The sequence below is a fragment of the Kineococcus aurantiacus genome (assembly GCF_013409345.1).
Taxonomy (GTDB): domain Bacteria; phylum Actinomycetota; class Actinomycetes; order Actinomycetales; family Kineococcaceae; genus Kineococcus; species Kineococcus aurantiacus.
On sequence record NZ_JACCBB010000001.1, the window covers coordinates 2,108,377 to 2,121,564 of the forward strand.

Genomic DNA, 13,188 nt, shown 5'->3' on the forward strand with positions numbered 1-13,188 from the left:
GACCCTACCGAGGGCTCACTTCAGGAAGCGGCGCAGTTTCTTGCGGTTCGCGGCGTCCCAGGCGGTCTCGACGTCGTGGAACGCGACGGCGGAACGGACCTCCGCCAGGGCGTGCAGCCGGCCCAGCACGAACGCGCCGGACCCGAACTCCTCGACGAGCCCGGCGAGGAACTCGCGCGCCACGACCGTGTCGGTGTGCTCGTCGAGCAGGTCGAGCAGTTCCTTCAGGACGTCGACGTACTCCTCGGCGTCCTCCCCGACGAGGGGGGCCACGACCGCGGCCGCGTCGCGGGAGGCGGCGACGGCGTCGCGCAGGCGGGTCAGGGCGGCGGTGTCGGCGTGGGCGTGGGTGTGGTCGACGTCGTGCTCGATCTCGACCTCGGCGTCGAGGTCGACGTCGCGGTAGGCGTCGCGGGCGGCGCGGTGGGTGTCGGCGACCAGCGGCAGCAGGACCTTGCGCGCCGCGCGGCGGGCGGCCTTCACCGTGGGCGGGTCGGCGACGAACGCCTCCAGGGCGGCGACGAGGTCGCGGTAGCGCTGGGAGTCCAGCGCCTCCAGGACCTGGGCGTGGGCGGCGGCGGCGCGGTCGGCGAGGGTCGCGCGGACCTTCTCGGCGACGACGGCGGGGTCGCCCGTGCCGCTGCCGGCGGTGTGCCCGGCGGCTTCCTCGTCGAGGTCCTCCAGCAGCTGCTCGGCCAGGACGTCGAGGTCGCGGGAGGGGCGGGTGACGTCCGCGATCCAGGTCAGCTCGGCGCGCAGCGCCTCGGTGGCGCCCTCGGTGAACAGGGGGGCGAACGTGCCCAGGACGTCGAGCAGTCGGCGGGACGCCACGCGCAGCGAGCGCACCGCGTCGGGGGCGTCGATGCGGGCCAGCGGGTCCTGCGACAGCAACCAGCCGACGTCCTGCGCGAGCCGGCCCAGGACGACGGCGCCGGCGCTGTCGTCGGCGGAGACCGCGTCCAGGCCCTCGTCGTCGTCGGGGCCGTCGAGCACGGCCCGCAGCTGGGCGGTGCGGTCGGACTCCTCGGCACCCAGGGCCTCCCAGGCGTCGGTGACGGCGTCGAGCAGGTCGCGGCGGCCGTCGACGACCTCGACCTGCCACTCGCCCCACGTCTGCGCCGAGGAGTCCTCCGGGGACAGCGCCCGGGCCTGGACCTGGCGGGTGGTCAGCCGCGCGACGACCTGCCCGTCGGCGTCGAGCAGGTCGCGCTGGTGGGCGTCGGTGGACAGCGCCAGCACCGGGCCCAGCGACCGGCCGCGCGCGGCCGCCCACGTGAGGCGCTGCAGCGCCGCGGGAGCGGTGCGCACGGCCCGGCCGAGGGCGTGCCGGACCTCGTGGGTGCGGGGGCCGCGGCCGGGCAGTTCCAGGACCCAGCCGCGGGGGGCGGGGCTGGTGCGCTCGGCCGTCTGCCGGCGCACCGAGACCCCGGCCGCGGCCAGCGCCAGGTCGCTCGTGTCGTAGTGCGTCTCCTCGCTGGTCACCCCGACCTCGGGGCCGACGTCGGCGACGCCGGGCAGCTCCCCGCCGCCCGGCGCGGACCCGGCGGTCGGCGCGAGGTAGGTGCGGGTCAGGGCCAGGCGCGGGGACGGCATGGGGCCAGTGGTACCACGATCGGGTGAACAGCCCCGCATCCGCGCAGGTCAGAGGCGTTGCGGCTCAACGACGGATCGGCGGGGGCCGACGGCGGATCACCGGGGGGCGGGTCAGCGGCGGGCGAGCCGCAGCACCCCGTCCTGCCACACCCCCGTCGACCCGTCGTCGAACGTCGTGGTGCGTTCGAGGAGGGCGCTGCGGGTGGGCGACCAGTCCGCCGGCGGCAGGTCCAGCGCGGCGCGCAGCTCCTCCGGGCCGGGCAGGTCGACGACCGCGTCGGGGAAGGCGGGGTCGACGAGGGGGCCGAGCTGCTCGGGACGGGTGACGTGCCCGATGACGAGGAACGTGCCGCCGGGGGCGACGGCGGCCGCCGCGCGGCGCAGGACGGCGAGGCGGTCCAGGAAGGCGTAGGAGTGCAGGAAGGAGGCGGTGACGAGGTCGAAGGTGCCCGCGGGGAAGGAGACGCCGAGGTCGTGGCGCTCGAAGCGCGCGTCCACCCCGGCCTCCGCGGCGTGCTCGCGGGCGCGGGCCAGGGCGGTGTCGGAGACGTCGACGCCCGTGACCGTCCAGCCCCGCCGGGCCAGGAAGAGGACGTCACCGCCCTCCCCGCAGCCGAGGTCGAGGGCCGTGCCGGGGGTGAGGTCGTCGACCGCGTCGACGAGGGCGGCGTTGGGGCGCCCGCTCCACACGTGCCCGTGGTGCTGGGCGTACACCCCCTCCCACAGCTCTCGGGCGTCACGGGCGGTGGGGTCGAAGCGGGCCATGCCCCCGATCCTGCGCACCGCCACCCGCCCCGTCGAGCCTCCTTGCCGATCCGGCAAGACCCCGCTCGCGGCGGGTGCCCGGGGCGCTCGCCGCGACACCGCGCGTCCCGTCGCGCACAGTGGGACGGGTGTGCGAGATGACGCCGCCGGCGCGGGCCGAGCTGCCCCTCGACCTGCGGGCGGTGCGGGCCGCCCGCCGCTTCCTGGGCGAGCAGTTGTGCACCGCCCACCACAGCAGGGTCGAGGACGAGGCCGAGCTGCTGGTCTCCGAGCTCATCGGCAACGGCCTGCGCCACGGCCTGCCGCCGGTCGTGCTCACCGTCGAGTGCGACGGCCGCGCCGGGTTGCGGGTTTCGGTCCGCGACCACGACCCGACCCCGCCGGTGCGGCGCGAGACCGGGCCGGAGGACGAGTCCGGGCGCGGGATGGGCCTGGTCGACCTGGTCTCGGACGAGTGGGGCGTGGAGACGTCGCCGCGCAGCAAGAGCGTGTGGTTCCGCCTGAACCGCTCCGCCCCGGCCGTCTGAGGACCCCGTCCCGCTCCACCCGTCCCACCGCGGGGAGGGGCCGCTACGCGGGTCGCGCACCGCGCAGGACCTCCGAGAGCTGATCGGCCTGCCGGGCGATCCCGGCCCCGTCGATCGACCCCGGCAGGACCCGCACCTCCAGGACGTCCGGACCCGGCCGGACCCCCAGGACCCGCGTCAGGTTCACGTCGCTGAACTTGGTCACCGGCGTCCCGGCCGCCGCCTCGCGCAACGCGGCCCAGTCCGGCCAGTCCCGCTCGACGACGTCCAGCAGCTCCGCCGGCAGGGGCGCCAGCCGCCGGCACCGCGGGTTCGTCCCGAACAGGTCGCGCAGTTCCTCCCGGCGCCGGGCGAACGTCCGCACGACGTGCCGGAAGGCCGCCACGTCGCGGAACGGCCCGGCGTCGAGGTTGACGTGCACGGCGGCCTCGGCCGGCACCGTGAAACCCAGGTCCCGGGCGGGTCCGAGCAGTTCCTCCAGGCGCCGCGCGTGGTCGTCGGCGAAGGGCGGGGTGACGACCTCGCACGGCCGTTCCCGCTCCCCCGGCAACGGCGCCGCCATCGCGATGGTCGCCCCGGCTCCGTCGTCGAGCCGGTGGACCCCGCCGACCTCGCGGACCGCCGTGCCGAACAACCCCGCCGTCGGCGCCAGCACCGACCCGATCCCCTCCGCCGGGTCGGCGTACCGCTGCACGAGCCGCAGCAACCGGGGTTCGTCGCTGACGATCCGGTACCACCCGGGGCGCGCGGGCGCCGCGGCGTCGAGGTCGGCGACGATCGTCGTGTCGTCGACGAGGGAGCAGCGCAGGTCCCCCGCGGCGTCCAGCACGTCGAAGGCGGGCGTCAGGTGCCAGAACGTGCGCACCCCGGGGGTGGCCGACCCCTCGGTGTCGACGTGGAACCGGCGCACGACGCGACCGGCGAACCGGCCGGCGAGCTCGGCGGCGAGGTCGGACCTGCTCGCCCCGCGCGGGGCGAGCAGCTCGACCTCGAAACCCTTCCGGGACAGGGGGTCGGACGAGGGTTTCAGGGCGCGACCGGGAGCGTCTCGCCGGCGGTCAGCTTCTGCCCGCCGGTGACCTTCGCCTCCCAGGGGTCGACGTTCCACGTCTCGCCCAGGGTCACGGCGTCGTCGTAGGTGTACCCGGCCGCGAAGAACGCGTCGACCGCGGCCATGTCGTCGCCGTCGTCGGACGGCGCGAGCGGGGCGGCCGGCGCCGACCCCGGGGCGATGGGCAGGGTCCGGCCCGCGGCCAGCTCCCGGCCGCCCTCGGCCTTGGCCTCCCAGGGGTCGACGTTCCACCGGGCGCCCAGGACGACCGCGTCGTCGTAGTCGTAACCGGCCGCGAAGAACACCTCGCGGGCGCTCTGGTCCGCGTCGACCGGCGGGACGGGTGCGGCGGCGGGCACGGCAGCGGCGGCCGCGGGGACGGGTGCGGCCTCCTGGGAGTTCGCGTAGGCGCTCCCCCCGGCCAGGGCCAGGCCGCCGGCGACGATGCTCGCGGTGACGAGGCGGGCGGCGCGGCGGTCGGCCGGGGTCTTCTGCGTTTCGCTCATGCCCTGGGAGACGTCCCCGCGGGGCTCCGCGTTGCCCCGGCCGGGGAGGAACTCCCGGGAGGACCGGGACGCCCCGGGTCAGGGCGCGAAGGGGAGGGTCTCGCCGGCCATGAGCTTCTGCCCGCCGGTGACCTTCGCCTCCCAGGTGTCGACGTTCCACGTCTCGCCCAGGGTCACGGCGTCGTCGTAGGTGTAGCCCGCGGCGAAGAACGCGTCGACCCGGGTCATGTCGTTCTGGGCGTCGGGGGCGGTGGGACCCGCGTCGGGGACCGGGCCGGGAAGGGACGTCGGCGTGTCCTGCGCGGCCGTCCGCGGGGCCTGGGCGGCCGACTGCGCGGGCTCCACGGGCGGCGGCGCGGAACGCCCGGCCCCGGCCCACACCGCGCCCCCGGCCACCACGGCCGCGGCGGGCAGGCTCACGAGCGCCCGCCGGCGCCGCAGCCGTCGCCGCCCACCGGCCCGCACCGCGACGACGAGGTCGTCGTCCGCGCGCACCTCGCCGACGGCCGCGTCCAGTTCGTGCCGCAGCCGGTCCTCCCAGCCGCTCAGCCGTTCGTCCACCGCGCACCCACCTCCTCACCCACGAGCGTCCGCAGGGTGCTCAGCCCCTTGGACGCCTGGCTCTTGACCGTGCCCCGCGAGACGTCGAGCTGGTCGGCGATCTGCTCCTCCGACCAGTCCTCGAAGTAGCGCAGGACGATGACCGCCCGCTGCCGCGGGGGCAACCGGCGCAGGGCCTCGACGATCCGCGACCGCTCGGCCCGCTCGCCCGCCCCGTCCGGGACGACCTCGGCGTGCCAGTCCTCCAGCCCGACCTCGCGGGGCCGGCGCCGCCGGGCCCGCCAGCGGTCGGTGACCTTGCGGGTCAGCGCCGTCCGCGCGTAGGCGTGCGGGTCCTCGATCGTGCGCCACGACACGTACATGCGTTCCAGGACGTCCTGCAGCAGGTCCTCGGCGTGGCCGCGGTCGCCGGTCAGCAGCAGCGCGAAGCGCAGCAGCCGGTCGCTGCCGGTGCTCACGAACTCCTCGAACCCCTTCCCCACACCCTGGTGGACGACGGCGGGGGCCGCGGGGTTGCCCCGGTGCCGCCTCAACGTTCGTAGACGTCGGGGATCCCGTTGCCGTCGGCGTCCACGCCCTCCTCGGCCTCGATGCGCCGGTAGACGTGGTTGCGGCGCGAGAGCACGACGGCGGCCAGCGCGGCGGACAGGGCCGAGCCGATGAGGACGCCGAGCGTGACGTGCTGACCCGCCGGGCTGCCCTCGCCGAAGGCGAGGGACCCGATGAGCAGGGACACCGTGAAGCCCATGCCGGCGAGCAGCGCCATGCCCAGGACGTCCACGGGGTGCAGGCTCTCGTCGAGCTCGGCGCGGGTCAGCCGCGAGACGAGGAACGTGGTGAGGACGATCCCCACGGGCTTGCCGAGCACCAGCCCGGCGACGACGCCGAGGGCCACCGGGTCCTGCACCGCCTCGACGAGACCGGAGGCGCCGCCGATCGCGACCCCGGCGGACATCAGGGCGAAGACGGGCACGGCGAACCCCGTCGAGATCGGCTGCCAGCGGTGGGCGAAGTGCTCCGAGAGCCCCGGGCCCGCCTCCGGGCCGCCGTTCGCCTCGCTGCGCAGCACGGGGACGACGAGGCCCAGCAGGACGCCCGCAACCGTCGCGTGGACGCCGGAGGCGTGCACGAGCGCCCAGGTCGCCACGGCCAGCGGCAGCAGGACCCACCACGTGCGGACCCGGCGCTGCACCGCGACGGCGAACAGCGCCAGCGTGACCAGCCCCAGCAGCAGCGGGAGCCACTGCACCCGCTCGGTGTAGAAGACGGCGATGACGGTGATGCCCAGCAGGTCGTCGACGACGGCGAGGGTCAGCAGGAACGTGCGCAGCGCCGACGGCAGGCGGGAGCCCACCACGGCCAGGATGCCGAGGGCGAAGGCGATGTCGGTGGCCGACGGGATGGCCCACCCGACGAGGGCCCCCTCCACGGCGTCGGGGTGCAGCACGTTGACGAGGACGTAGAACAGCGCGGGGACGGCCATCCCCCCGACGGCCGCCGCGATGGGCAGCGCCGCGGCCCGCGGGTTGCGCAGGTCACCGGCGACGAACTCCTTCTTCAGCTCCAGCCCGGCGACGAAGAAGAAGACCGCGAGCAGGCCGTCGGCGGCCCAGTGCTCCACGGACAGGTCCAGGTGCAGGGCGGCGGGCCCGAAGTGGAACTGCCGCACCTGCTCGTAGGTGTCGCCGGGGAGGTTGGCCCACACGAGGGCCAGCACGGTGCAGGCGAGCAGGAGCAGCCCGCCGGTCGTCTCGTTGCGCAGGACGTCGGCGATGCGCCGGGCCTCGGGCCAGGACCCGCGGGCGAACAGGCGGGGAGGGGCGGTGGAGGGCACGGGCGGGTACCTGCTTCCGGGGTCGACGACGTGATCGCCGACCAGACTTCCCGGCACACCCCGCGCTCAGCCTACCCGCCGCCGGACGCCCGGGCGCGGGCGCGCCCGGGACGGCCGGCGGCCCCCGGGGGGGGGTTGGTCAGGCCGGGTCGCCGAAGTCGGGGACGGGCAACCGCACCCCGCCCTGCTGGGCCGACTCGTTCGCGACGATCCCCGGGACGGTGAACCGGGCCGCGACCCAGGCGTTGACGGGCGGGTGGACGCGGTCGCGCACCGCCACGACGAAGTCGTCGGCCAGGAAGTGGTGGGCCCCCTCGTGGCCGTTGGGCGCCCCCTCGAACTCCTTCGGCAGCCGGCTGCGGTCGTGCACCTTCGCGGTGCCGGAGCGGAAGCTGCTCAGCAGGGCGGGGTCGATGTCGGTCAGGTCCTCGGGCACGTCGGAGTGCTCGCCGGGCTTCAGCTCGTCGCTGATGTCGAGGGTCTTGCCCTTCTGGTAGTCCTCACCCTCGGTCTTGACCGTGACGACCGTGCTGGTGACGGACTGCTCCATGACCTGCTCGGTGCCGTAGAAGCGGAACCGCGACTCCGGGCCGCTCCAGTACCCGACCCGGCGGAACTCGTTGGTGCGCATGACCCCGCCGTCGGCGAGCTCGAACAGCGCCGACATGTTGGAGAAGTCGTTGCCCCACCGCGAGACCGCCTTGTCGAACACGCCGTCGCCGCGGGTGTCGCTGATGCCCGTGCAGCTGACGCTGACGGCGTGGGTCGGCCAGGCCCCCAGCACGCCGCCGACGGCGTGGGTCGGGTAGAGCATGGGCGGGTAGCTGGCCGTCTCCTTCCAGTCCTCCCCGCCGGAGTACTGGTACGCGGCGTAGAACCCGTTGTCCATGTCGTGGACGTAGTCGCCCTCGCCGTAGAACACCCGGCCGAACTCCCCGGCCGCGATGTGCTCGCGGGCCCAGACGGTGGCGGGGTTGTAGTAGCTCGTCTCGCCCATCATGTAGACGAGCCCCGTCTCGCGCACCGCGGCCACGATGGCCTCGCAGTCCTCGACGGTGGTCGCCATCGGCACGGCGGAGTAGACGTGCTTGCCGGCGGCCAGCGCCTGGCGCACCAGCGGACCGTGCGACCAGCGCTGGGTCATGATGGCGACGGCGTCGACGTCGGAGGCCAGGGCGTCCTCGAAGCTGTCGAAGGACCCGGCCAGGCCGTGGTTCTCGACGTGCTGCCGGGCGCGTTCGGGGACGAGGTCGGTGACCCACACCTCCTGGACGTCGGGGTGCAGTTGCCACAGGGCGATGAAGCTGCGGGCGAACTGGCCGGTGCCGATGACAGCGATCTTCACGGGGACTCTCCTGCGAGTCGGGGGTGCGAACGGTGACCAGCATGGTCTACACGAGTCAATCCCGTCCAGGGGGGTCTCCGGGACGACCGCCCCGGCACGTCCGCAGCCCCTCACCGGCGTGCGGCGGGACCCGGGCGACGCAGGACGCCCCGGCTCGCGCGCGCGGGCCGGGGCGTCCTGTCGTCAGTGCCGAGCGGGGCTCAGCGCAGGTCGAAGCGGTCGAGCTCCATGACCTTCCGCCACGCCGCGGCGAAGTGCCGCACGAACAGCTCGTGGGCGTCGTCGGCGGAGTAGACCTCCACGATGCCGCGCAGGATGGAGTTGGAGTTGAACACCAGGTCGACGGCGGTGGCCGTGCGCACGACGGTGCCCTGCGCGTCCAGGCCCTCGTAGACGCCCTCCACCTCGCGCGCCGTCCGCCACTGCACGCCCAGGTCGAGCAGGTTGCGGAAGAAGTCCTGCGACAGCACGCCGGGGGTGTCGGTGAACACCCCGTGCTGCACGCCGCCGGTGTTCGCCCCCAGGACCCGCAGGCCGCCGACGAGGACGGTCATCTCCCGGGCGGTCAGCTCCAGCATGGCCGCGCGGTCCAGCAGCAGCGTCTCGGGCTGCAGCTTGCTGGCCGGGTCGATCCAGTTGCGGAACCCGTCGGCGCGCGGTTCGAGCCAGCGGAAGTTCTCGACGTCCGTCTGCTCCTGGGTGGCGTCGGTGCGGCCGGGCGAGAACGGCACCGTGACGGTGACGCCCGCGTCGGCCGCGGCCTTCTCCACCGCGGCCGTCCCGCCGAGGACGATCAGGTCGGCCAGCGACACCTTCGCGCCCGTGGCCTCCTCGAACTCGCCCTTGACCCGCTCGAGCACCGGCAGGACGTCGCGGACGCCCTCGTTGACGGCCCAGCCGATCTGCGGTTCCAGGCGCAGGCGCGCGCCGTTGGCCCCACCGCGCTTGTCGGTGCTGCGGTAGGACGCCGCCGCGGACCAGGCGGTGTGCACGAGCTGGGAGACGCTCAGCCCACTGGACAGCAGGCGCTGCTTGAGGTCGGCGACCTGCGCCTCGCCCACGAGCTCGTGGTCGACGGCCGGCGTCGGGTCCTGCCAGATGAGTTCCTCGGCCGGGACGTCCGGGCCCAGGTAGCGGCTGCGCGGGCCCATGTCGCGGTGCAGGAGCTTGAACCAGGCGCGGGCGTACTGGTCGGCGAAGTACTCGGGGTCGGCGTGGAACTTCTTGGAGATCTCGTGGTAGACGGGGTCGGCCATCAGCGCGAGGTCGCTCGTGAGCATCATCGGCGCGTTGCGCTTGCCCTCGACGTGCGCGTCGGGCACGAGGTCGGCCGCGGCGGGGTCCTTCGGCTTCCACTGCTTGGCCCCGGCGGGGCTCGTGGTGAGCTCCCACTCGTAGGAGAACATCGTCTCGAAGTAGGTATTGTCCCACTGCGTCGGCGTGGGGGTCCACGCCCCCTCGAGGCCGCTGGTGGTGGTGTCCGCGCCCTTGCCGGTGCCGAACTCGTTCTTCCAGCCCAGGCCGTTGCCGTGGACCGGGCAGCCCTCGGGCTCGGGGCCGACGAGTTCGGGGTTCCCGGCGCCGTGGGTCTTGCCGAACGTGTGACCGCCCGCGACGAGCGCGACCGTCTCCTCGTCGTTCATGCCCATGCGGCCGAACGTCACGCGGATGTCGTGCGCGGAGCCCAGCGGGTCCGGCTGGCCCTTGGGGCCCTCGGGGTTGACGTAGATGAGGCCCATGGTGACGGCGGCCAGGTGGCCCTCGTCGAGGTCCAGCGGCTGGTCGCCGGAGTAGCGCTCGTCGCCCAGCCAGGTGTCCTCCGGACCCCAGAAGACCTCGGTGGGCTGCCAGTTGTCGGCGCGGCCGAAGGCGAAGCCGAAGGTCTTCAGGCCCATGTCGTCGTGGGCGACGTTCCCGGCCAGGACGAGGAGGTCGGCCCAGGAGATCTTGCGTCCGTACTTCTGCTTGACCGGCAGCAGCAGGCGGCGCGCCTTGTCGAGGTTGGCGTTGTCCGGCCAGCTGTTCAGCGGCGCGAACCGCTGCCCGCCCTCGCCGCCGCCGCCGCGGCCGTCGGCGATGCGGTAGGTGCCCGCGGCGTGCCAGGACATGCGGATGAACAGGGGCCCGTAGTGGCCCCAGTCCGCCGGCCACCAGTCCTGGGAGGTGTGCATGACCTCGACGAGGTCGCGCTTGAGGGCCTCGACGTCGAGCTTCGCGAACTCCGCCGCGTAGTCGAAGTCCTCGCCTAGGGGGTCGGAGTCCTTCGACGGCTTGTTCAGCACGGACAGGTCGATCTGGTTCGGCCACCAGTCCTGCACCGTGCGGGGGCGGCCGTTCGTGGAGGGCTCCGGCGACTTGATCGCCGGGTTCTCGCTCTCGCTGGTGGACTCGGACTGGGCCTTGTCGAGCTCGGTCACGGGGTGCCTCTCTCTGGTGAAGGACGGCTGGGGGCTGAGGGGCCGGCGGAGGTGCCGGGGGAAGGGTCGGGGGAAGGGTCCGCGGAGGGGTCGGGGGCCGTCGCGCAGGACCGGCAGCGGCCCCAGTAGATGACCTCGGCCTCCTCCACGACGAAGCCGTCGGTGGGGCCGGGGGCGGGCGTGAGGCACGGCGCCTGCCCGGTGGCGCAGTCGACGTCGCTGATGTCCCCGCACACCCGGCACACCCGGTGGTGGTGGTTGTCGTGCACCCGCGCCTCGTAGCGGGCCACGGACCCCTGCGGCTGGATGCGCCGCACCAGGCCCTTGTCGGTGAGGACGCGCAGCACGTCGTACACCGCCTGGTGCGACACCCCGTCCACGCGGGACCGGGCGGCGTCGATCAGGGCCTCGGTGTCCGCGTGCGGCAGGGCGTGCACCGCGTCGAGGACGGCCAGCCGCGGCCGGGTCACCCGCAGGCCCGCACCGCGCAGCACCCGCTCGAGGTCCTGGGTGGTGGGCACCGCGTCATCGTGCCCAGGCAGGCTGGAACCGGTCAAGAACCGGTCCGCCCGGCCAGCGGTCCACCCCCTCAGAGCAGGCCCGCGACGCCGTACCCGCACGCCGCGGCCGGCACGGTCGTCGCCAGGGTCCCCACCAGGTTCCCGGCGGCCAGCCGCCACGCGCGCTCCCGCGCCAGCCGGGCGGTGTCGGTCATCGCGGTGCTGAACGTCGTGAAGCCCCCGCAGAAGCCCACCCCGAGCACGAGCCGCCAGCGCGGGTCCGCGCCGCCGGCCACGAGGCCGGTGAGGAACCCCAGGAGCAGCGAGCCGAGGACGTTGACCAGCAGGATCCCCCACGGGAACCGCGAGGGCCGGCGCGTCCGGACGGCCCCGTCGAGGGCGAACCGGCACGCGGCCCCCAGGCCCCCGCACAGCGCGAGCAGCACGGTCACCGGGTCCTCCGGGCGGCCAGCACGGTCCCCGCGGCCACGGCCAGCAGACCCCCGGCGAGCGAGGCGGCCGAGTACCCCAGCGCGGTCCCGACCGCCCCGCCGCGCAGGAGCCGGTCGAGCTCGACGGCGAAGCTCGACCACGTCGTCAGGCCGCCGCACACGCCCGTCCCCAGCCCCAGCCGCCAGCGCCGCAGGGCGGGCGTCTCGGCGCCGCGGCGCAGCAGCTCCTCGAGCAGGAACCCGAGCACGAAGGACCCGGCGAGGTTCACGGCCAGGGTCGCCAGCGGGAACGCGCCGAGAGCCGGGACGACCTCGGAGGCCGCCCAGCGCAGCAGGGTGCCGACGGTCCCGCCCGCACCGACGAGCAGCAGCAGCCGCGGGTCCCGGTGCGGGACCGTCACGACCGCGTCCACCCCTCGCCCGAGCGCACGTACCGCACCCGCACGTGGTCGCGGGAGGCCGCGGCCTGCCAGAACTCCACCGAGACGGGCCGCACGACGAACACCCGCCACGTCCCGGCGGGGACCCGCGCCCGGGCCGAGGCCGACCGGGCCAGGAAGTCGGCCTCGCTGACCTCCGGGGGCGCCTCCTGCACGCGACCGCGGACCCGGACCTGCCGGCCCAGCTGCGTCCAGTACGTCGACAGCGCCGCCACGGGCGAGGCGAGCAGCTGCGCGCCCGCGGAGCCGGCCGTCGTCGTCGCCACCGACCACCCGTCGGCCGAGACGTCCTTGAGGATCAGCACGCGCGCGTCGGGCAGCCCGTCGGCGTCGACGGTGCTCAGGGTGACGGCGTGCGGTTCGGCCACGCTCGCGTCGAGGGCGTCGGCGAACCAGGACCGGAACAGGTCGAGGGGGTCCGCCGGGGCGGTCGAGGGGTCGAACGCCGGCAGCTCGCGGTCGAAGACGGGCAACGCGCGCAGGGTCTCCCGGAACGGCACGGCGCCACCCTGCCACAGCCTGGACGCGCCGGAGCCGCGGTCCCGGGCGGGACCGCGGCTCCGGGGGTGGGCTCAGAAGGGGCGGTCGGCCAGCGGCCAGCCCCCCGCGGCCAGGTGGGAGGAGACGCGGGCGATGTCGGCCTCGGACGGCTCGTCGAGGGTGGCCTCGTTGATGAGGCGCTCGACGTCGGCGACGGTCGTGACCTCGCCCTGCTGGGCCAGGCCGACGACCGCGGTGGCGATCTCGTGGACCTCGGCGTCGGTGAGCTTGCGGCGCAGCAGGCCGAGCAGCACGACGTAGTCCTGCCGCGGGACGCCGGAGGGGTACCCGGCGCGCAGCCAGTCGACGATGCGGCCGGTCAGGGTGGTGCTGGGGCTCATCGGTCGGCTCCCCTCACTTGTCCACGACGGTCGGGTAGACGTGCTCGAAGCTCAGGGCCTTGCCGAAGCCGCTGGCGACGATGAACGTGATGCCGAGGGCGACGGCCGCGACGACGACCGCGAAGCAGACCACGGCGAGGACCTTGCCGACCGGGTGACCCGGGGCGTGGTTCGTCTCGGCGTCCCCGCCGGCGCCGTAGGCCATGGCGCGCACGCCCGCGGAGAACAGGACCGGCAGGCCCGCCCCGAGGATCAGCGCGGCCACGAGGATCTTCCACAGGGCTTCCCCGACGAGGGTCAGGTTCTGGACCACGGT

Annotated in this window: 16 protein-coding genes; 1 reads left to right on the top strand and 15 read right to left on the bottom strand. The window is 74.9% G+C overall.

The features are described from left to right. Nucleotides 1–15: 15 nt before the first annotated feature. On the bottom strand, nt 16–1,593 hold the full coding sequence (locus BJ968_RS10145; protein WP_179751462.1) for a CYTH and CHAD domain-containing protein: 1,578 nt from the start codon (nt 1,591–1,593) through the stop codon (nt 16–18). Nucleotides 1,594–1,704: 111 nt separating this feature from the next. After that, nucleotides 1,705–2,358: a class I SAM-dependent methyltransferase gene (locus BJ968_RS10150; protein WP_179751464.1), complete on the bottom strand. Its 654-nt coding sequence runs from the start codon at nt 2,356–2,358 to the stop codon at nt 1,705–1,707. A 137-nt stretch (nt 2,359–2,495) separates the two neighbouring features. Between BJ968_RS10150 and BJ968_RS10155 the strand changes: the two genes are divergently transcribed. Further along, nucleotides 2,496–2,885, top strand: coding sequence for an ATP-binding protein (locus BJ968_RS10155; protein WP_179756507.1), 390 nt, complete (start codon nt 2,496–2,498; stop codon nt 2,883–2,885). Between the two features lie 43 nt (nt 2,886–2,928). On the opposite strand, the gene BJ968_RS10160 is transcribed toward BJ968_RS10155, so the two are convergent. The 13 genes from BJ968_RS10160 to BJ968_RS10220 all read right to left on the bottom strand — a co-directional run bounded on the left by BJ968_RS10160 (nt 2,929) and on the right by BJ968_RS10220 (nt 13,185). Beyond that, complete coding sequence (locus BJ968_RS10160) at nt 2,929–3,993, bottom strand: amidoligase family protein (protein ID WP_343077940.1); 1,065 nt, start codon at nt 3,991–3,993, stop codon at nt 2,929–2,931. After that, on the bottom strand, nt 3,912–4,442 hold the full coding sequence (locus BJ968_RS10165; RefSeq protein WP_179751466.1) for a hypothetical protein: 531 nt from the start codon (nt 4,440–4,442) through the stop codon (nt 3,912–3,914). The genes BJ968_RS10160 and BJ968_RS10165 overlap by 82 nt, the downstream gene beginning before the upstream one ends. Nucleotides 4,443–4,520: 78 nt before the next feature. Further along, nucleotides 4,521–5,003 carry a hypothetical protein gene (locus tag BJ968_RS10170; RefSeq protein WP_179751469.1) on the bottom strand — a complete coding sequence of 161 codons (483 nt, stop codon included), beginning with the start codon at nt 5,001–5,003 and terminating at the stop codon, nt 4,521–4,523. Continuing rightward, the gene (locus BJ968_RS10175; protein WP_179756512.1) at nt 4,988–5,485 is read right to left on the bottom strand and encodes a SigE family RNA polymerase sigma factor; all 498 of its coding nucleotides are present in this window, start codon (nt 5,483–5,485) and stop codon (nt 4,988–4,990) included. Before BJ968_RS10175 ends, BJ968_RS10170 begins: the two co-directional genes overlap by 16 nt. Nucleotides 5,486–5,532: 47 nt before the next feature. Further along, nucleotides 5,533–6,837, bottom strand: a complete 1,305-nt coding sequence (nhaA, locus tag BJ968_RS10180) for a Na+/H+ antiporter NhaA (RefSeq protein ID WP_179751471.1) — start codon at nt 6,835–6,837, stop codon at nt 5,533–5,535. 139 nt (nt 6,838–6,976) lie between these two features. Continuing rightward, nucleotides 6,977–8,182, bottom strand: coding sequence for a Gfo/Idh/MocA family oxidoreductase (locus BJ968_RS10185; protein WP_179751473.1), 1,206 nt, complete (start codon nt 8,180–8,182; stop codon nt 6,977–6,979). 200 nt (nt 8,183–8,382) lie between these two features. Continuing rightward, a complete protein-coding gene (gene katG / locus BJ968_RS10190) occupies nt 8,383–10,599 on the bottom strand; it encodes a catalase/peroxidase HPI (protein WP_179751476.1) in 2,217 nt (738 codons plus the stop codon). Beyond that, nucleotides 10,596–11,120, bottom strand: coding sequence for a transcriptional repressor (locus tag BJ968_RS10195; protein ID WP_179751478.1), 525 nt, complete (start codon nt 11,118–11,120; stop codon nt 10,596–10,598). Before BJ968_RS10195 ends, katG begins: the two co-directional genes overlap by 4 nt. A gap of 68 nt (nt 11,121–11,188) precedes the next feature. Further along, nucleotides 11,189–11,551 (bottom strand): CrcB family protein, encoded by a 363-nt coding sequence (locus BJ968_RS10200; RefSeq protein WP_179751480.1) that lies wholly within the window; start codon nt 11,549–11,551, stop codon nt 11,189–11,191. Then, nucleotides 11,548–11,952, bottom strand: a complete 405-nt coding sequence (locus tag BJ968_RS10205; protein WP_343077942.1) for a fluoride efflux transporter FluC — start codon at nt 11,950–11,952, stop codon at nt 11,548–11,550. The genes BJ968_RS10200 and BJ968_RS10205 overlap by 4 nt, the downstream gene beginning before the upstream one ends. Beyond that, nucleotides 11,949–12,491, bottom strand: coding sequence for a pyridoxamine 5'-phosphate oxidase family protein (locus BJ968_RS10210; protein WP_179751484.1), 543 nt, complete (start codon nt 12,489–12,491; stop codon nt 11,949–11,951). Before BJ968_RS10210 ends, BJ968_RS10205 begins: the two co-directional genes overlap by 4 nt. A gap of 72 nt (nt 12,492–12,563) precedes the next feature. Next, nucleotides 12,564–12,872 carry a DUF3349 domain-containing protein gene (locus BJ968_RS10215; RefSeq protein WP_179751486.1) on the bottom strand — a complete coding sequence of 103 codons (309 nt, stop codon included), beginning with the start codon at nt 12,870–12,872 and terminating at the stop codon, nt 12,564–12,566. A gap of 13 nt (nt 12,873–12,885) precedes the next feature. Next, nucleotides 12,886–13,185: a hypothetical protein gene (locus tag BJ968_RS10220; protein WP_179751488.1), complete on the bottom strand. Its 300-nt coding sequence runs from the start codon at nt 13,183–13,185 to the stop codon at nt 12,886–12,888. Nucleotides 13,186–13,188 lie beyond the last annotated feature (3 nt).